General features: G+C 72.1%; 18 protein-coding genes. 7 read left to right on the top strand and 11 right to left on the bottom strand.

The features are described from left to right. Nucleotides 1-26 precede the first annotated feature (26 nt). The gene (ispF, locus tag A1QA_RS0106125) at nucleotides 27-578 is read right to left on the bottom strand and encodes a 2-C-methyl-D-erythritol 2,4-cyclodiphosphate synthase (RefSeq protein ID WP_017178041.1); all 552 of its coding nucleotides are present in this window, start codon (nucleotides 576-578) and stop codon (nucleotides 27-29) included. 34 nt (nucleotides 579-612) lie between these two features. Here ispF and A1QA_RS13760 point away from each other — a divergent pair, with 34 nt between their 5' ends. The 6 genes from A1QA_RS13760 to A1QA_RS13750 all read left to right on the top strand — a co-directional run bounded on the left by A1QA_RS13760 (nucleotide 613) and on the right by A1QA_RS13750 (nucleotide 5,933). After that, on the top strand, nucleotides 613-975 hold the full coding sequence (locus A1QA_RS13760; RefSeq protein ID WP_017178040.1) for a hypothetical protein: 363 nt from the start codon (nucleotides 613-615) through the stop codon (nucleotides 973-975). A 221-nt stretch (nucleotides 976-1,196) separates the two neighbouring features. Then, on the top strand, nucleotides 1,197-2,417 hold the full coding sequence (locus A1QA_RS0106115) for a class I SAM-dependent methyltransferase (protein WP_017178039.1): 1,221 nt from the start codon (nucleotides 1,197-1,199) through the stop codon (nucleotides 2,415-2,417). 268 nt (nucleotides 2,418-2,685) lie between these two features. Further along, nucleotides 2,686-3,669: a hypothetical protein gene (locus A1QA_RS13755; protein ID WP_017178038.1), complete on the top strand. Its 984-nt coding sequence runs from the start codon at nucleotides 2,686-2,688 to the stop codon at nucleotides 3,667-3,669. Nucleotides 3,670-3,985: 316 nt separating this feature from the next. Continuing rightward, nucleotides 3,986-4,375 (top strand): PadR family transcriptional regulator, encoded by a 390-nt coding sequence (locus A1QA_RS0106105; RefSeq protein ID WP_017178037.1) that lies wholly within the window; start codon nucleotides 3,986-3,988, stop codon nucleotides 4,373-4,375. Further along, nucleotides 4,372-5,244, top strand: a complete 873-nt coding sequence (locus tag A1QA_RS0106100; protein ID WP_017178036.1) for an ATP-binding cassette domain-containing protein — start codon at nucleotides 4,372-4,374, stop codon at nucleotides 5,242-5,244. The genes A1QA_RS0106105 and A1QA_RS0106100 overlap by 4 nt, the downstream gene beginning before the upstream one ends. Then, nucleotides 5,241-5,933, top strand: coding sequence for a hypothetical protein (locus A1QA_RS13750; protein WP_017178035.1), 693 nt, complete (start codon nucleotides 5,241-5,243; stop codon nucleotides 5,931-5,933). The genes A1QA_RS0106100 and A1QA_RS13750 overlap by 4 nt, the downstream gene beginning before the upstream one ends. Before the next feature lie 137 nt (nucleotides 5,934-6,070). Here the strand turns inward: A1QA_RS13750 and A1QA_RS0106090 are convergent, their stop codons facing one another. Then, complete coding sequence (locus A1QA_RS0106090) at nucleotides 6,071-7,501, bottom strand: hypothetical protein (protein ID WP_017178034.1); 1,431 nt, start codon at nucleotides 7,499-7,501, stop codon at nucleotides 6,071-6,073. A gap of 185 nt (nucleotides 7,502-7,686) precedes the next feature. Between A1QA_RS0106090 and A1QA_RS0106085 the strand changes: the two genes are divergently transcribed. Next, nucleotides 7,687-8,142, top strand: a complete 456-nt coding sequence (locus A1QA_RS0106085; RefSeq protein ID WP_017178033.1) for a GNAT family N-acetyltransferase — start codon at nucleotides 7,687-7,689, stop codon at nucleotides 8,140-8,142. Between the two features lie 176 nt (nucleotides 8,143-8,318). Here A1QA_RS0106085 and A1QA_RS0106080 read toward each other — a convergent pair whose 3' ends face one another. From A1QA_RS0106080 to A1QA_RS0106040, 9 genes are all read right to left on the bottom strand, one after another. Next, complete coding sequence (locus A1QA_RS0106080) at nucleotides 8,319-9,866, bottom strand: NlpC/P60 family protein (RefSeq protein ID WP_017178032.1); 1,548 nt, start codon at nucleotides 9,864-9,866, stop codon at nucleotides 8,319-8,321. A 97-nt stretch (nucleotides 9,867-9,963) separates the two neighbouring features. After that, nucleotides 9,964-10,593 (bottom strand): hypothetical protein, encoded by a 630-nt coding sequence (locus A1QA_RS13745; protein WP_017178031.1) that lies wholly within the window; start codon nucleotides 10,591-10,593, stop codon nucleotides 9,964-9,966. Nucleotides 10,594-10,631: 38 nt separating this feature from the next. Then, nucleotides 10,632-11,429, bottom strand: a complete 798-nt coding sequence (locus A1QA_RS0106070) for an HAD family hydrolase (protein ID WP_017178030.1) — start codon at nucleotides 11,427-11,429, stop codon at nucleotides 10,632-10,634. A gap of 148 nt (nucleotides 11,430-11,577) precedes the next feature. Further along, a complete protein-coding gene (locus A1QA_RS0106065) occupies nucleotides 11,578-12,429 on the bottom strand; it encodes a PTS system mannose/fructose/sorbose family transporter subunit IID (protein WP_154652249.1) in 852 nt (283 codons plus the stop codon). Nucleotides 12,430-12,448: 19 nt separating this feature from the next. Next, nucleotides 12,449-13,384, bottom strand: coding sequence for a PTS mannose/fructose/sorbose transporter subunit IIC (locus tag A1QA_RS0106060; protein ID WP_017178028.1), 936 nt, complete (start codon nucleotides 13,382-13,384; stop codon nucleotides 12,449-12,451). 39 nt (nucleotides 13,385-13,423) lie between these two features. Next, entirely contained in the window at nucleotides 13,424-13,915 is a 492-nt protein-coding gene (locus tag A1QA_RS0106055; RefSeq protein WP_017178027.1) for a PTS sugar transporter subunit IIB, read from the bottom strand. After that, a complete protein-coding gene (locus A1QA_RS0106050) occupies nucleotides 13,915-14,358 on the bottom strand; it encodes a PTS sugar transporter subunit IIA (RefSeq protein WP_017178026.1) in 444 nt (147 codons plus the stop codon). Before A1QA_RS0106050 ends, A1QA_RS0106055 begins: the two co-directional genes overlap by 1 nt. Nucleotides 14,359-14,758: 400 nt before the next feature. Continuing rightward, a complete protein-coding gene (locus A1QA_RS0106045; RefSeq protein WP_017178025.1) occupies nucleotides 14,759-16,999 on the bottom strand; it encodes an NAD(+) synthase in 2,241 nt (746 codons plus the stop codon). Between the two features lie 91 nt (nucleotides 17,000-17,090). Beyond that, nucleotides 17,091-18,101, bottom strand: a complete 1,011-nt coding sequence (locus tag A1QA_RS0106040) for a LacI family DNA-binding transcriptional regulator (protein WP_244266072.1) — start codon at nucleotides 18,099-18,101, stop codon at nucleotides 17,091-17,093. Nucleotides 18,102-18,134: the final 33 nt, after the last annotated feature.

Genomic DNA, 18,134 nt, shown 5'->3' with positions numbered 1-18,134 from the left:
GTGGGCCTTTCGCGGGTCGGCCGTGGTCAGGCGCGCGTGGGCGCCTCGGCGGCGTGGACGAGGGCCGTGGCGATGGCGAGCAGGCCCTCGGCGCGGCCGAGGAAGCCGAGGTGGTCGGTGGTGGTGGCGGAGAAGTGGACAGGGGCGCCCACGGCCTGGGTGAGAGCGGCGGTGGCCTCGGCCATGCGGGGGGCGATGCGGGGGCGCTCGCCGACGAGCTGGACGGCGATATTGCCGATCTCGAATCCGGCGGCTCGTACGCGCCGCGCCGCCTCGGCCAGGAGCGCGCTGCCCGCGGCGCCCTTCCACTGCGGCTCGGCGGTGCCGAAGTTGGAGCCGAGGTCGCCCAGGGCGGCGGCGGAGAAGAGGGCGTCACAGCAGGCGTGGGCGACGACGTCGCCGTCGGAGTGCCCTGCCAGCCCGGTCTCCCCCGGCCAGTCGAGGCAGGCGAGGCGAAGGGGGGTGCCGGAGTCGGGAGCGGCGAAGGCGTGGACGTCGGTGCCGATCCCCGTTCGCGGGATGACGACGGCGGGGTGGGCGGCGGGGGCGGCTGCGGGGCTGGCGTCGGGTGAGGTCATAGGAGCAGTGTGCCCGCGCCGACACTCCTGTGGCATGCGCCTTGCCGCGGTTTTGCTCGGATTCCTCCTAGCCGCCGTCGCCTGCTGGTACCTCGGCCAGTACCTCAACATCAGCCGGCCGGCGAAGAAGATCGACGAGCATCTCGAGCTGCAGCGCGCCGAGATGTGGGAGCGGTTCCACACCGGGGCATTCCAGGCGGCCCCCGGCTCCCCCGCCCCCGCCAGCGAGGAGGAGGCGCGGGCGCAGATCGAGGGCCTGATCGACGAGATGCGGCCAGGGCCGCTCCGCTCGCACCGCAACGTCCACACCCTGTTCTTCATCCCGATCCAGTGGCTCTCGGTCGTCTTCGCGTCGCTGGGGGTCGGCCTGATCATCTCCGGCATCGGCAAGCTGTGAGCCTCACCGGCGCCTGATGGCCCACGCCGCCGACGAGGCGGCCACCGCCTGGGACCAGCGCCGCGCGAGAGCCCGGCGCGAGAGCCGGGATATCCTCGGGTGTGCCCGTTGATCACCGTGCCGCGCGCGCCGTCGGCTCGAGCGCTCCGTCCGCGCCGTCTGCGCTATCGAAGGCCGCGTGCGCGCTGCACGACTCCGGCGCCTGCCGCTCCTGCCCGCGAATGGGTGTGGCGCTTGCCGATCAACTGGCCGCCAAGCAGGGGGCGGTCGCCCAGCGGCTGGGCCCTCATGTGCCTGACGGCGCCTGGGAGCCCCCGGTCGCGAGCGCGCCGCTGCGCTTCCGCGGCAAGGCGAAGATGGCGGTCAGTGGAACGGCGAGCGCGCCAGTCCTGGGCCTGGCGGATCGTTGGGGCGGCGCCGTCGACCTGCGCTCCTGCCCGCTCCACGTGCCAGCGATCGAGGAGGCCCTGCCGGTCCTGGCCGGGTTCATCGGCGAGGCAGGGCTGGAGCCGTACTCGATCCCCGGCAGGCGCGGGGAGCTCAAGCACCTCCTGGTGACGGCCTCGCCGGACGGCGATCTCATGGTGCGCTTCGTCCTGCGCTCCGATCGCCTTGTGGGGCGCCTGCGCGATGGGCTGGGGCGCCTGCGAACGCTCCTGCCGATGCTCGCCGTGGCCAGCGCGAATATCCAGCCCGTGCACCAGGCCATCCTGGAGGGGCCCGAGGAGATCGTGCTCACCGAGGAGGATCGCCTGCTCATGCGCCTGTCCCTGCCCGGGGACGCGGGAGCGCCGGGGGCGGCCGCCCTGATGGGAGGGGCCGCGCCGTCGGGCGGGCGAGGGGCCGCCGCCCGGGGCGAGCTGGCTCTCTACCTGCCGACGCGCTCCTTCTTCCAGACGAACACCGCCGTGGCCGAGGCACTGTACGCCACTGCCCGCGACTGGGCGGCGGACGCGCCCGCTGGCACAGGCCCGATGCGGCGGGCGTGGGACCTGTTCTGCGGGGTGGGCGGCTTCGCGCTGGCGCTGGCAGGAGCGGCGAGCGGGGAGGAGAGGAGTCCCGGGCCGAGCGTCCTCGGGGTGGAGATCTCGGCGTCGGCGATCGACGGCGCGCGGGCCTCGGCGGCGCTGGCGGGGCTGAGCGCTGAGCAGGCGCGCTTCGAGGCGGGCGACGCCCGCGTGCTCGATCCCTCGGCGGCGCGCGGGCTCGGCGGCCTGCCGGACCTGCTCGTCGTCAACCCTCCCAGACGCGGCATCGGGGAGGAGCTGGCGGGGAGGATCGAGGCCTCGGGGGTGGCGCGGGTGCTGTACTCCTCGTGCAATCCGGCGTCGCTCGCCGCTGATCTGGGGCGGATGCCGTCACTGCGGGTGCGCCGGGCGCGCTTGTTCGACATGTTCCCGCATACCCCGCACGCCGAGGTGCTCGTCGAGCTCGTGCGCTGAGGCGCCGTCGAGAGCGCTCTCCATCCCCGCGCGCCCCTCGCCGAGAGGTGCTTCCTCCACCGACAGGTGCGCCCAGCACCCACGGGTGCGGCGACAACGCACCTCTCGGTGCTTGCCGCACCCACCAGTGCTAGACGCACCCGGCGATACGCGCGGAGCCCCCGCGCCCAGGACGCGCCGGGATCCACAGGCCTCCTCACGCACGCCGCACTCCGCGCGCTGTGGAGAGGCGCGGCAATGCCGACAAACGCGCCGCAATCTGGATCTCATGCACATCTCAGCCCAGCGCGCCGCTTCCCAGACCACACCGGCCGTCCCGCCGCCGCCCCCGCTCCCCGTCATCGTCATCGCCCACGAGTCCGCGAGCACCGCCATCGGGCCCCTCCACCCGGAACGCATCGACGGCTTGGTGCGCGTCGCCCGTGGTGTCTACGCCGAGGCTGAGGCCTGGAAGGCGATGCGTCCCGCCGAGCGCCACCGCCTTCTCATCGAGGCGGTCCGTCGGACAGATGATGAGGCGGTCCTTGTCGGTCCCTCCGCTGCCATCGCCTATGGGATCCCCGTCGTCGGGATGCGCTTGGAGCGTGTGGAGGTGCTCCGACGCCAAGCCTCACGCTCTCGAACAACACTCATGCGGCGACGGCACCGGGCAGGGAACCTCGACATCGTCGAGCACGGAGGGCTCCTCCTGGCGAGCGCTGCCGACGCCGCCGTGGACATCGCCCGATGGGGAGGCCTCATCCCGGGCGTATGCGCGATGGACTCCGCGCTCCACCAGGAGTTGTGCGTGTGGGAGGAGCTCCGCGAGGCGCTGGAGCGGATCCCAGCGGGCTCCCGGGGCCTGCGGGTAGCGCGGACCGCCCTCGGCCTGGCCGACGAGAGGGCGGAGTCCCCGGGCGAGTCGGTGTCGCGGGTTCGCCAGTGGCAGGGCCGCTTGCCGCAGCCGGTCCTGCAGTACGTGCTCGACGCCGGTGGCCGGGTGATCCGCGTCGACTTCTACTGGGCCTCGATCAACCTGGTCGGCGAGTACGACGGCCGGATCAAGTACGACCCCGCCTCCTTCGGCAGGGACACACGGGCCGTACTGCTCGATGAGAAGGACAGGCAGAACGAACTGGAGGATCTGTATGGCGTCATAGTCCGGCGCTGGGGCTGGAACGACGCGTGGTACCACGACGGCGCGGCGATGATCGAGTGCCTCGTCCGCGCAGGCCTGGAGCAGATGCCCGCGCCCTGGCCGCTGCGCGCCTAAACCGACAGGTGCTTCCTCCACCGACGGGTGCGCCCAGCACCGAGAGGTGCGTTGTCTCCGCACCTCTCGGTGCTGGAGGCACCCATCAGTGCGCAGCGCGCCTGTCAGCACGGGCTCAGCGCACCCGGGAACGCGCGAGAAGGAAGCTCCCGACATCGCTCGCACAGCCGCTCGTGCGCGAGGACGCCACCGCCGCAGGCCATCGCCGCACGCCATCACCCCACGGCATCCCGCTATCGTCGCCGGCCATCACCCCACACCATCGCCGCAGGCCATCCCTAGACAGACTTTCTACTAACTAGGTAGCCTGACTAGCATGACGCCGTCAACGCAGATCCTCCACGGCTTCCTCGCCCCCTGTCTCCTGTCCCTCTTGGAGACGGCCCCGGACTATGGCCTCGCCCTCGCCCAGCGCCTCGACGCCGCGGGCCTCGGCACGATCCCGGGCGGAACCCTCTACCCCGCGCTCCTGCGCCTGGAGAAGCAGGGACTCATCACCGCCTCCTGGCAGCCCTCCACCTCCGGCCCGGCGCGCAAGTACTTCGAGATCACCGACGCCGGTCGGAGCGCCCTGGCCTCCCACCGCGAGGAGTGGGCCTCCTTCAGCCAGGCGGTCGGCGGCATCATGAGCCCGCGCCCGCTCACCCCCCTCGCCCCCGCGACCCCGGGCACCGCCCCCGAGCGCAGCACCGGGAGGACCACATGACCTCCCTGCGCACGGTCCCCGCGCCGCACGATCCTCACGCCGCCTGGTGCGCCACCCTGCGCGCCGAGCTCGCCGCCCTCGGCCTGCCCGGCCCCGCCTGCGACGACGCCGCGACCTCCGCGAGCAGTGAGGCCCTGGCGGCCGCCGCCCCGCCCGAGGCGCTCTTCGGCCCCGCCACGATCTACGCGCGCGAGCTCGTCACCGCCCTGCGCGCAGGCTCCCGCCCCGACCCCCTGCCCTCCGCTCCCGGAGAGGTGGTCCTCCGGCTCGACGGCGTGAGCGCCATGCGGTCCCACCGCCCGGTCCTCACCGGGATCAGCCTCGAACTGCGGCGCGGGGAGGTCATGGCCGTCGTCGGCGCCAATGGGGCGGGCAAGTCCACCCTGCTGCAGATCTGCGCAGGGCTCCTGCGCCCGAGCGCGGGCCGGGTGGAGCGCGCTCCCCGCTTCGGCTACGCGCCCCAATTGAATGGCCTGGCCCCGCTGCTCACCGTGGACGAGCACTGCCGCCTCTTCGGCGCGGCCCGGGGCATGGCGCCGCGCCGCGCGGTCGCCGTCGGGCATGGGCTGCTGGCCGGCCTGAGATGGCGGGCGCGGGGAGGGCAGAGCGCTGGCACACTGTCGGGCGGGACCCAGCAGAAGCTCAACCTCGCCCTCGCCCAGATCGACTCCCCGGACCTGCTCCTCCTCGATGAGCCCTACCAGGGCTTCGACTCGCTGGCCTACGAGGACCTGTGGGGGCTCGTGGAGGCCTGGCGCTCGAGCGGCGCGGGGGTCCTCCTCGTCACCCACCTGCTGCGCGACCTCGACCACGTCGACCGCGTCATCGAGCTCCCCAGCCCCGAGCGCCCCGAGGAGGTGGCATCATGACCCTGCTCGTCGCCCGCACCACTGTGGTCGAGCTCCTTCGGCGCCGCGGCGCTCTGGCTCTCACCTGCCTTCTCCCCCTGGCGTTCTTCGCGGTGCGCGTGGACACCCACTGGACGGCGCTGCGGCTGCTGTCGATGGGCCTGGGGTGGGCGGTGGCGACCCTCGCCCTGTTCACCCACGTCTCCTCGCGCGGCATCGACCGCCGCCTCGCCGTTGCGGGGGCGCCGCCCCTGGCGCTGCTCGCGGGCCGCCTCCTGGCGGTCCTCGCCATGGGCTGGGCGCTCGCCTGCGCCTACTCGATCGTGGCGATCGCGACGATCGGGGACTCACTCGAGCGGCCGACGGCGGTGGTGCCGCTCCTGCTCCTTGGCGCCACCGTCGCGGCCCCGCTGGGCGCGCTCACGGCGGCCCTCGTGCCCCGGGACTTGGAGGGGGCGCTCCTGCTCATCGGGATCATGGCGGTCCAGCTCCTCGTGGACCCGCAGGAGTCGTGGACGCGCGCCCTGCCTCTGTGGTCGGCCCGTGAGCTGGCGAGCCTCGCCGTCGGGCCGGTGGCGGACGCTTCCAGCGCGCTCGCGGGCGGCCTCGGGCACGCGGCCGTCTACACGGCGGCGCTCGTCGTGGTCAGCGGGGCGCTGGGCTGGCGGCGCCTGCACGTGGTCCCCGCCGCCGCGCCGACGCCGGCATAGCCGGAGAGGGGCGCCTCCCCCGCGCCATCGGCGGGTGCCTCCAGCACCGGTGGTCGCGCCGAGCACCGTGGGTTGCGGTGGCAACGCACCCGAAGGTGTTTGCCGCAACCACCGGTGCCAGGCGCACCCGGCAGTGCTCAGCGCAGCTCGGCCAGGGCGCGCCGCACGGCAGTGATGCGCTCCTGGATCTCGGCGGCCAGCATCGGGATCTCCAGGTCGCGAACGGCTCCAGCCAGGTCCGCCAGGTCCCGCGCCTCGGGGAAGCCGTCCGCGACGAGGGCAGTGGCGCGCCGCACCGGCTTGCTCTGCCCCGCGCCCGCCGCGGCGGCCTCGGCCAGCAGCTCGGTGAGGGGGCCGTGCGTGGCCGTGAGCTCCTCGGCGACGGCGTCGAGCTCCCCGCCGACGAGCTCGCGACGGGCCTCCAGCAGGGCGCGGTGGTCGGTGAGCCGTGAGATGCCCTCGCTCAGGGCGTTCGTCAGCTCCTCGAGGGAGCCGACGGCGTCGTTCTCGGTGACGTCGTCGTCCCCGGCCAGGATCTGGGCGGCGAAGAATCCCGAGGCGAGGTTGTGCAGGCGCATGAGGGCGATGGCGAAGCGCACGGAGTAGGCGTCGCCGCGCAGTTCGGAGACCTGCCCGGCCAGGGGGCGCAGCTCCTCGGCGCATTCGAGGACGAGGGCGTCGACGCGCTGGTAGCGCTCCTCGAAGCCGTCGGCGCCCTCTCCCTCAGCCCCAGGCCGCGAGCCAAGGCGCGCGACCTCGTCCCTCGTGGCGCGCAGGGCCACTCGCAGTTCGGCAAGCCTGGCCGCGAGCGCCTGGATCTCGGTGGCGCGACTGTCGAGGAGGCGAACGAGGCGGGCGAGCTCGTCGAGCAGGGCGAGGTGGCCTCTGGTGGCCTCCTCGATGGCGTGCATCTCCGCGAGAACGCGGGCCACGGGCCCCTCGGCCCCGTCGGCGCTCGGGATGCCCACCCCGGCGGCCACGAGGGCGGCGACCTCGGCGGCCACGGCCTGCCGGGTGAAGTCCACGGTGGACTCATACCCCAGCGCCTCGAGCTCGCGGGCCAGGGCGGCCTGCCCCGCGGCGGCGGCCTCCCGGCGGGTGGAGCCTCCCGCGGCCGAGGCGGCCTCGACTTCCCGAACCCGCGCGAAGGCCCGTTCGAAGGCATCGCGCTGCTCGGTCAGCTGCGGGAGGGTGCGGATGGACAGGTAGCCGCTGCCCGAGGGGACGATGGTGGCGAAGACCCGGTAGTGCCCGCCGTCGGAGGCGCGGTTGGTGATGTAGGCGCTGGCGGCGTGGCCGGCCTCGATGTCCTCCCACACCCCGCGGAAGAGCCCGGCGGGCATGACGGCGTGGCGCACGACGTTGTGGGCCCGCCCCACGAGCGCCCCGCGCGGGTAGCCGGACAGGCGCATGAAGATCGAGTTGGCCCGGCGGATGCGGCCCGCGGCGTCCGTGGTGGAGAAGAAGATCTCGTGGGCCTCGAAAGCGCGCTCCTGAGCGGGCGGCGCGCCGGCTCCGACCGGCTCGCTCTGACTCGTCGGCTGGGTCGGCTCAGTGTGCTCGGTCATGGCGGGGCTCCCTCCGGCCAGATGCTCGTCCCAACGGTCCCATGCTGGGTCCCCTGAGACTACCCCCGATGCTGACACCGTGTGCCCGCCCTCGCCAGCTCCCCATCGCCGCTAGGCTCAGGGCATTCGCGCCGACCCTCACGCGGCGCGCGTCCCCGCGGCACTCACTCAAGAGAGGCACCACGATGGCCACCGAGATCGTCACCCAGGCAGGACCCGAACTCGTCGAGGCGATGGAGCGCCTCATCCCCCAGCTCTCCCGCAGCGCCCCGGCGCTCACCGCCGAGCAGTGCGAGGCCCTTCTCGCACAGGACGGCGTCTACCTCTTCGTCTTCCGCCCGGACTCCCCCGCCGGCGCCGCCCCCGCCCCGATCCTGGGAATGCTGACCCTGGCGACCTTCACGATCCCAACGGGCCTGCGGGCCTGGGTGGAGGACGTCGTCGTCGACGCCGAGGCGCGCGGCCAGGGCGCCGGCCGCCAGCTCGTGGAGGCGGCGGTCGCCCACGCCCAGGAGCTCGGCGCGCGCACCGTCGACCTCACCTCGCGCCCGTCCCGCGAGGCGGCCAACCGCCTCTACCAGCGCTGCGGCTTCGAGCTGCGCGAGACGAACGTCTACCGGCACAGCGCCCCCAAGAACTGAGCTCCACGAGAGCCGAGCCCGAGCCGGGCCCGCGCCTCGGAGCCGAGCCCCGGGCCCGGGCTCGAGCCTCCGCCCGAGCCCGCTACGAGCCCGGCTCCCGCGCGCGAGGCGCCCCCGCCCTTGCCCAGGGCGGGGGCGCCTCGTCGTTCCAGCGGGTGGCCGGCGCGGCCCTCCGCTCAGTTCTCCGGGAAGGGCCGCACGACGTCGCCGACGATGTTGCCCCAGCCGTAGCTGACGGTGATGTGCTCGATGCGCGCGGGGTTGCCCATCCAGTCGGTGTGGACCACCTGGTCACCGCCGAGGTAGATGGCCACATGCGTGATCGTCCCCGAGCCGTTGACGTAGAAGATGAGGTCGCCGCGCTGGCGCTGGGACAGCGGGATGTGCTGCATCTTCGGATGGCGGAAGAGCTCCTGCGAGGTGCGGTAGTCGGGCCAGGCGTGCCGGTGGGTGTTGATGGGCTGGGGGTCGAGGCCGCCCGCGTAGAGCGACTGCAGGACCAGCCCGGAGCAGTCGTAGCCCAGGGCGTAGGGGCCTGCCCCGCCCCAGGTGTAGCTCGATCCGATCTGGTTCTGCGCGTACCCGATCATCGCCTCGATGCGCTCGCCGCGGGTGGCGCTCAGGCGGATGGGGGTGGCGTGGTAGGCCTCGATGGCGAACCAGTCGTAGCCGGTGCCCAGGGCGTCCCAGGTGGTCTTGTCGACGACGCCGGTGGGCGGCAGCCCGGCGCGGCTCTGGAAGTTGGCGACGGCGGACATGAGGGCGTCGTCCACCGAGGCGAGCTTCGAGGGGCTCCACATGCCGAGTGACTGCTGCACGACCCTCACCTTGACGCCGTTCATGCCCTTGGTGAGGTTGTTGCTGGCGCCGCCCAACGGGGTGATGGTGTTGGTGGGCTGGAGGAACCAGGCCGGCGCCCAGTAGGCCCACCAGGCCCCAGAGTCGTAGAACCAGTAGGTCTTGCCGTCGATGCTCCGGCTCCCAGTGGCCATGACGCCGCTGGAGGGGTCCATGTAGTACCACTCGTCCAGGCCCAGCCAGCCGGTGGCCATGGCGCCGGTGGCGGGGGCGTAGTAGCGCCAGCCGTCGGCGTGCTTGACCCATCCCAGCGCCATGGCGCCGTCGGAGTCCAGGAAGTAGCGCGCCCCGCCGACGACGAGGCTGCCGGTGCGCATGATGCCGCTGGAGGTGTCGAGGTAGTACCAGTGCCCGCGGTCCCTGAGCCAGCCGGTGTACTGAGTGCCGGAGTCGCGGTTGTAGTGCCAGCCGGCGGCGTCGCGCCACCAGCCGGTGCGCATGTACCCCTCGGCGTCGAAGCAGTAGATGGCGTAGTTGATGGGAGCGCACTGGGAGTAGGGGAAGCTGCCATCGGGGTTCTTCCACCACCAGCGCCAGCCAGCCTTGACCCAGGTGCCGGCGGGGTTGAAGGAGGAGGGCTCGACTGCGGCCTCGGCGACGGCGTCGGGATCCTCCTCGCCGGCGGGGGTAGTCGCATCGGGGCTCGTCGGTGCTGCCGAGGCCGAGGCGGCGGGGTCGGGCTGCTCCGAGGGCGCGGGCCCCAGGCGGTTCTCATCTCCGGCAGGGGAGGCCGACGCCGAGGCGCTGGGCGACGGCGTGGCCCCCGGGTCGTCGACGGCGCTCGCCTGCGCGGCGAGGGGAAGGGAGAGGGCGGCGGCGAGGCCCGCGGCCGCGAGGCGGCGGGTGGTGCTCCGTGTCCAGTGCACAGGTGTCTTCTCTCGTGGGGAGGCGGGCGCCCCATCGCGCCAGCTGGGTGAGGTTCTGCGGGGCGCTTCGTGTGTCAGGGCGTGGGATGGTGATGTGTCAGAAGACCACCGGCCAGGTCGACAGGCAGCCCGTGAGGGTGATCTGCGCCTGGGTCCGGGAGTCGGTTGCGGTCTGGTACTCGGGGTTGGGCGTCGGGGTCCTCCCGGACTTGATGTCGTCCTCGGCCTGGGCCGGGTCCGCGTACTCGGCGATCTCGCCGCGGGAGAGCTTGCCGCTGACGCTGGTATAGGTATCCAGGGAGGTCAGCGCGGCGGTGGCCGTCGGGTCGGAGCCGGCGGCGCTGGTCAGCTGGTCCCGGTAGGTCGATGCGAGCACTCCGGCGAAGGCCTCCCAGGCCTGCTGCGTGGCCACGGAGTCCCCTGAGGCGGCCAGAGCCGTGTACTTCTGGCCCTCGGGGGTATCGGCCAGGGCCTGCGAGACGACGCCGTCCATCGCCGTGCACTGCGAGGATGCGGAGACGGTGGAGAGCGGGGCGGGGGTCGATGTGGCGGTGCGCAGCTCCGTGGGAAGCCCCGCGCCGGGCTGGGCGGTACCCGCCGTCGAGGTTCCGGAGTCCGCGGCGGGTGTCGACTCGGCGCATCCGGCCCCTCCGACGACGGCGATGAGCGCCGTCATGGCGGCCGGGAGGGCCCGGGCGGGGATCAGGGAGATGCGGCGTCGCGTCATATCCCAGAGGATATCAAAATGATGACGATCGTCACATCCTAGGAAGTCTGGGGCCCTTGCCGGAGAAGGCCGTCGATGAGCTCCGCCATGGAGCCGACGACGCGCTCGCAGGCCTGGCTCACCTCGGGCGGGGCCCACGGCAGGGTGATGGGGTGGTCGGCGAGGGCGTGCATGGAGACGTCGTTGTAGGAGTCCCCGAGAGTCCACACTTCGAGACCCTCGGAGGCCCGGAGCGCCGCCAGGGGACCCGCGAGAAGCTCGGCGAGCCCTCCGCCCTTGGAGGATCCGGTCGGCACGATGTCGAGGAACTCCAGGTTGCGATGGCACTCGATCCCCGCGCCCCAGCGCTCGGCGGCCTCGATCTCGATGCGCTCGCGCAGGAAGTCGTCGGTGACGCGCAGCGGCACGCCGATGAAGCGGTGCTCGCCCATCTGCGCTGCGGTCATGGGCTCGAAGACCTGGAGGATGGAGGACACATCGCCGTTGTTGTCGGACAGGATGTAGTCCTGGGTGATGGTGGTGGCGTAGGTGGACACGCCCGGCAGGTCGGCGGTGTCCTCGGCGACGGCGCGGGCGACGCCGTCGGGGAGGTAGCGGGCCGCGAGGACCTGGTAGTCGCCGTCGATGAGGACGGCGCCGGTGAAGACGATGCCGTAGTCGAAGCGGACGCCCGCGGGCTCCAGGACGCCGCGCGTGGCGAAGATGGATTTGCCGGTGTCGACGGCGAGCAGGTTGCCGGCGGCCCGCCATCGCCCCATGGCCTCGCGGTCGGCCGGGGAGACGCCGCGGTTGAAGATGATGGTGGAGTCGAGGTCGGTGACGATGAGGCGGCGCATGGGCCCTCCGTTGGGCTTCTGGCTGGAATATCGGATCTCAGGGCTGGCGGGTCTGGCGCGGGCGGCGGTGCCAGGACGCGCGCGAGGGGCGCGGGAGCGGTGCTCCCCGCGCCCCTCGCAGCCTAGGGCATGAGGGCGGCTGCCCGGCTCAGCCGAGGAAGCCGGACCAGGCGCCGAGAATGCCAACGACGAACATGCCGAGGATGATCCACAGCGCGTTGACCTTCTTGTTGAGCAGCCACATGCACAGGAAGGTGAGACCCAGGGCGGCCGCTCCGGGCAGCAACTGGTCGAGGACCGTCTGCAGCGTGGTGTCGGTGACGATGCCGGTGTCCTTGTCCTCGACCGAGCTGACCACGGCCGGGAAGTTGATCGTGGTCCACTTCGAGACCAGGGCGCCCATGACGAACAGACCCATGACGGCGGCCATCTGGGTGATCTTCTTGAGCTGGCCCCCTCCGACATCGGCAACCATCGCGGTACCGCGCTCGTAGCCGAGCTTGAGGCCGTACCAGCGCGTGACCACGCGCAGGACATTGATGCCCAGGAAGAACAGCAGTGGTCCCACGATGGAGCCGTTGAGCGCCAGCGAGGCGCCCAGGGCCGCCAGGACGGGACGGGCGGTTCCCCAGTAGATCGGGTCGCCGACTCCGGCGAGCGGTCCCATGAGGCCGATCTTGACGTTGGTGATGGTGTCATCGCCGATGGGCTCGCCCTTGGCGCGCTGCTCCTCCATGGCGGCGGTGACGCCGAAGACGACGGACGAGACCCAGGGCTGGGTGTTGTAGAACTCCAAGTGGCGCTCGAGGGCGGCGGCCTGCGCGGCCTTGTCGTCCTTGTAGACCTTCTTGATCGCGGGCATGAGGGTGAGGCAGAAGCCCATGGCCTGCATGCGCTCGAAGTTGAACGAGCCCAGGAGGGTCGTCGAGCGCCAGTACATGGACCGCAGGTCCCTGTTGGTCAGCGAGCGCTCCGGGGCGGCGGTCGTGGTGGAAGTCATGATCACGTTCTCCATTCGCTCAGTCGAGCTCGTCGTCGAGGTCGTCGTCCGCGTAGGCGGCGCCGTTTCCAGCGGCCACGGGGGCCGGCTGGGACGAGGGAGCCGGCTTGGCGAACTCGGGGTTGAGCTGGGTGTAGATGACGGCGAGGCAAGCGCCGATGATGCCCAGGCCCACCAGCGTCACGCCCGTCGGCATGACCTTGAGGACCCAGTTCGCCATGTCCCCAGCGCCCTGGGGGTCGGAGACGGATCCATTGCCGGCGATCGTCGTGGCGAAGGTGGCGAAGACGAAGCCCAGGAAGAAGAAGGGCATGAGCTTGCGCGCCTTCATCATGTTGATGACCATCGCGTATCCGACGACGACGATGAATCCACCGGCGATCCCCAGTCCCTTGGTGATGACCTCGGGGATGGCGTCCAGCGCGCGGTGGACGGCGTCACCGGAGGCCAGTGCGGCGACGATCGCGGTGGGCACGGCCACGCGCAGGCCCTGGAGGAACAGGGCGGTGAAGTGCATGATGGCGATGCCGCGGTAGTTCGCTTGCTTGGCGTACCGGTCGGCTTGGTGGGCGAAGAACACGGCGATGGTTCGCACGAAGATGGTCAGCGCTTGGCCAGCGACGGCCAGTGGCACGGCGACGCTGATGGCGGCGTCGATGGCTGCCTTCGTGCCGCCCGCGCCGTCCATCGAGGCGACCGCGATGACGGTGGAGACAGTCGAGGCCAGGGCGGCGTCAGGGGCCATCGCGGCGCCGACGTTCATCCAGCCCAGAGCGATGAGCTCCAGGGTGCCCCCGACGACGATGCCGACGGTGGGCTGCCCCAGGGCGAATCCCGTCAGGGTGCAGGCGACGAGGGGCCGGTGGAACTGGCGCTCGTCGAGGACGCTCCCCATGCCCGCGACGAAGGCGACGATGGTGACCAGAATGATCTGGAACGTGGAGATGTCATGCATGGCAGAACCTTTCTCATGCGAGGCGGCTCGGGGCCGGCCTCACAGCATTCCCTTCGCTTTGAGGGCGGGCATGAGGTCGGAGCGTCCCGTGGAGGGGACCTGCTGGATGTACTGCGGGATGCCGCGCGAGTCGATCTCCGCGAACGCGGCGACATCCTCGGGGGAGGCGTAGACGGCCTGGGAGACCTGGGAGGTGCCCTGCTTGAAGGTCATGCCGCCGACGTTGACCTCGCTGGCCTCGATGCCGAGGTCGAGGAGGCGGACGATGTCCGCCGGCGTCTCGACGACGATGATGGCCTTGAGGGAGGCGTACTTGGGGTTCTTGTAGACGCGGGCCGCCTTCTCCACGCCCAGGACGTAGACCTTGACCTTGCCGCCGCCGGTCTGGAGGAGCAGGGACTTGCGCAGCTCGTCGTTGGCGGCGCTGTCCGAGACCGCGAGGATGGCCTCGGCGCCCAGGGAGCCTGCCCAGTTGTTGGCGACCTGTCCGTGAACCAGGCGGGAATCGATGCGCAGGAGCTTGATGTCCATCAGAGCTCGTCTCCTTCGTCGTCAGAGATAGTGGGGGTTGTGGTGGGGGTGAACTCCTCGGAGAGGATCTTGATGCCGGCCTTGCCGGCGGTGCGCGCGACCTCGACGAGCTCGGGCAGGTCGGCGCCGGCCATACGGCGGGCGAGGACCTCGACGAGCATCGGCAGGTTGGCGCCGGAGACGACGTCTGCGTCGGGGCGCTCCGCCGCGAAGCGCGCCGCGGCGTTGTAGGGGCTTCCTCCGAAGAGGTCGCACAGGATGAGGTGCTGCTCGGAGGTTGAGGCCTCGACGGCAGCGGCGTACTTGGCGAGGAGGTCGTCGGGCCCCTCCGATTGCTCGAAGGTGACGGCGACGACGTCGTCGCTGGGACCGACGATCATGGCGGAGGAGCCGAGCAGCCCCTCAGCCATGTGCCCATGAGCAGCGATGATCACGGAAACCACGGATAACCGCCTTCCAGTCGGGCCGGTCGCGGGGATCTCCGCCACCGGCGAACGGTGTGGTGAGGCGGACGATAGGCGCGATTCCGCGCGAATGCGACGAGATGACACCCGATCAGGCAGGCGTTAACAAGCGTTAGTAACGCGAGTGGGAGAACGTTAGCAATGAGACGCCCAGCACATCGGCGATATTGCGTGGGTCACAGCCCCTGCCCATCACCTTCATCGCTAACTATGATCTTCGTCACACAGCGAGCCTTCCTCTCAGTTTCCGACCCCACCCCTCACCGAGACCGGGCGAACAGCACCGCGAAACCGGGCGGTTTTCCACAGATCGGAATCTCGCCGTGCTGATCGCCCGGTCTCGGCAAAGGGGGAGCGGGGGTGGGGAGAAGGGCACGGGCTAGGCCTCGGGGACGTTGCGCTCCAGCTCGGCGATCCAGGCGGCGCCGCTGACGTCGGAGGGCATGCGCCAGTCCCCGCGGGGGGACAGCGAGCCCCCGGCCACGACCTTCGGGCCGTTGGGCAGGGTCGAGCGCTTGAACTGGTTGGCGAAGAAGCGCTTGAGGAACAGCAGCTCCCAGCGCCGGATCTCCGGCAGCGAGTAGGCCACCCGGTCCGCCTCGGGCAGCCCCTGCGGCCAGTCGCCCTCGGAGGCATCGGCCCACGCCTTCTCCGCCAGGAAGGCGATGCGGCTGGGCCGCGAGCCCCGGCGCAGCACGTGCCACAGGGTGAAGTCCTGCAGGGCGTAGGGGCCGATCCGCGACTGGGTGGACTGCATGGGCTCGTCCTCGCTGCCGGGCACCAGCTCGGGACTGATCTCGGTGTCGAGGATGGACAGCAGCGTGCGCCCGACGGCGTCGTCGAAGATCTGCTCGGCCACCACCCAGCGGATGAGGTGCTGGATGAGGGTCTTGGGGATCCCGGCGTTGACCCCGTAGTGGGCCATGTGGTCGCCCACGCCGAAGGTGCACCAGCCCAGCGCCAGCTCGGAGAGGTCTCCCGTTCCGAGCACGATCCCGCCCCGGGCGTTGGCGATGCGGAACAGGAAGTCGGTGCGCAGCCCGGCCTGGACGTTCTCGAAGGTGACGTCGTAGACCTCCGGGCCGCGCTCGCCGCGCCCGTAGGGGTGGCCCATCTCGGTGAGCATCTGCGTGGCGGTGGGGCGGATGTCGAGCTCGGAGAAGGAGCAGCCCAGGCCCACGGCAAGGTCCTCGGCATTGCGGCGGGTGGTGGCGCTCGTGGCGAAGCCGGGCATCGTGTAGGCCAGGATGTCCGAGCGGGGCCGGCCGAGCCGGTCCATGGCGCGCGCCGCCACGATGAGCGCCTGGGTGGAGTCCAGGCCCCCGGAGACGCCGATGACGATTGTCGGGTTGCCGATGGCGCGCAGGCGCTGGACAAGCGCCTCGACCTGGATGTTGTAGGCCTCGTAGCAGTCCTGCGCCAGGCGGGCAGGGTCGTCGGGAACGAAGGGGAAGCGGTCCACGCGCCGCCGCAGTCCGATATCCGTCCGGGGGGCGCGCAGGTCGACGGCGGGGATCTCGATGCGCTCGAAGGCGCGCGGGTCGGTGAAGGAGGCGGGCCCTGGGGCCGCTCCCCCGGCGGCGCGCGCCAGGGTGCGGGCGTTGTCCTCGAAGGTCCCCTGGCGCAGGCGCTCGGCGCGCATCCCCTCGATGTCGACGTCGGCGATGGTGGCCCTCGGCCCGTCGGGGAAGCGCTCGGAGGATCCGAGCAGCTCGCCGTTCTCGTAGATCATGGTCTGGCCGTCCCAGGCCAGATCGGTGCTGGACTCGCCCTGCCCGGCCGCGGCGTAGACGTAGGCGGCCAGGCCCCGCGCCGATGAGGAGCGCGCCATGAGATGGCGGTCCTCGGCGCGGCCGACGGTGATCGGCGAGGAGGAGATGTTGAGCAGCACCGTGGCGCCCGCGAGCGCGGCCACGGACGACGGCGGGACGGGAACCCACATGTCCTCGCAGACCTCCACGTGGAAGGTGAGGCCGGGGACGTCGGCGACGTCGAAGAGCAGATTGGGGCCGAAGGGCACACTTGCGCCAGCGCTTCCTGTGCCGCCAGCAGTGCTGGAATCACCGGTGCCGCCCGGCCCCCGCACCCCCCTCAGGACCGCGCGGCGCTCGGCGCACTCGGGGGCGTCGCCGGCCGCGAAGTGCCGGGTCTCGTAGAACTCGCGGTAGGTGGGCAGGTAGGACTTGGGGGCGACGCCGCGCACGGCCCCGCCGGCGATGACGACGGCGCAGTTGAACAGCCGGTTGCCCAGGCGGATCGGGGCGCCGACGACGACGGCCGGCAGGAATCCCTCGCTCGCGGCCCGGATGGCCTCGATGGCGGCAAGGGTCTCGTCGAGGAGGACCTCGGCGTGGAGGAGGTCGTCGATGGCGTAGCCGGTCAGGCACAGCTCGGGGAAGGCGGCGAGGCAGACGCCCTCCTCCCCCAGCGCGCGGGCCTGGTCGATGATGGCGGCGGCGTTCTTGCCAGGGTTGCCGGGGACGACGGGCAGGGTGACGGCGGCGACGCGCGCGAAGCCCTGGTCGTAGGCGGAGTGGAAGGCGATGCTCGGGCGGTCGGGGGCGCCGTCGCCCTGGGGGGCGGCGGAGTCCTGAGGGGCCTGGGTGTCCTGGGTTGCCATGCCCCGATCCTGCCCCGATCCTGCCCGGATCCGCCAGCGGGCCCGGCCTGGCGGGGCGTCCCGCCCGTCCCGGCCCGCCCGGGCAGAGCCCCTAGATGGAGGCGCGGCGCACGAGGCGCCCGGGCAACAGGGTCTGAGTGGGCACGCTCTCGCCTCGCAGCATGGCCGCCAGCCGCTCGACGCCGACCCTCCCCATCTCCTCGAAGGGCAGGGCCACGCAGGTCAGGCCGGGGCGGAGCTGGGCGGGGGCGAGGTCCTCGTCGTCGATGCCGATGATGGCGACGTCGTCGCGCACGCGCAGGCCGCGCTCGCGCACGGCATCGTAGGCGCCGATCGCCATCCTGTTGTTGCCGCACAGGATCGCGGTCATCCAGGGGTTGGCCTCGAGGAGCTGGCCCGCGGCCCGGTAACCGCCCTGGATGGTGCCGTACCCGACGGCGATGGCGGCGCTGCCCCAGTCGATCCCGGCGCGCGCGAAACTGGCGCGGTAGCCGTCGCGCCGGGGCTGGGCGCCGACGTCGGCGCCGGAGACCTCGATGACGCCGATGTCCCGGTGCTCGCCTGTGAGGAGGGCGTCGGCCTCGAGGCGGGCGATGGCCTCCTCGTCGGGGCGGACACTGGGGTGCTCGCCGGCCGAGTCCTGGCAGTTGACGAGGACGGTGGGGGTGCCGCGGGCCTCGGCCGGCATGGCGACCTGGACGCAGCTGGCGCGCGCGTGGAGGATCGCGCCCACCCGGTGCTCCAGGAGCGAGGCGACGGCGCGGCGGTCGTCCTCCGCGCGCCCCGTTGTGGGGATCAGGAGGAGCGGCATGCCCTCGCGCAGGGCGGCGTCCTGCATGCCCCGGATGATGGAGGAGGCGTGCGGCCCGGTGACGATATCGGTGACGACGCCCAGGGCGCTGCTGGGCCGGGGGTGGGCGAGGCGCGCCGTGCCCTGCGGCCGGTAGTCGAGCTCCTTGGCCGCCTGGAGGACCCGCGCCCGGGTCGCCTCGGGGATGCGGGAGTCGGGGCGGTCGTTGAGCACGAAGGAGACGGTGGTCCGCGACACCCCGGCGGCGATCGCGATATCCGCCATCGTCGCCCGGTGCTCATGAGGTCTCACGGCCAACCTCCTCCCAGATCTGCTCCGGGACCC

Source organism: Actinomyces timonensis DSM 23838, assembly GCF_000295095.1.
GTDB lineage: Bacteria > Actinomycetota > Actinomycetes > Actinomycetales > Actinomycetaceae > Actinomyces > Actinomyces timonensis.
The sequence above is the reverse complement of the archived record's forward strand: the minus strand, read 5'-3'. Positions and strand labels throughout refer to the sequence as shown.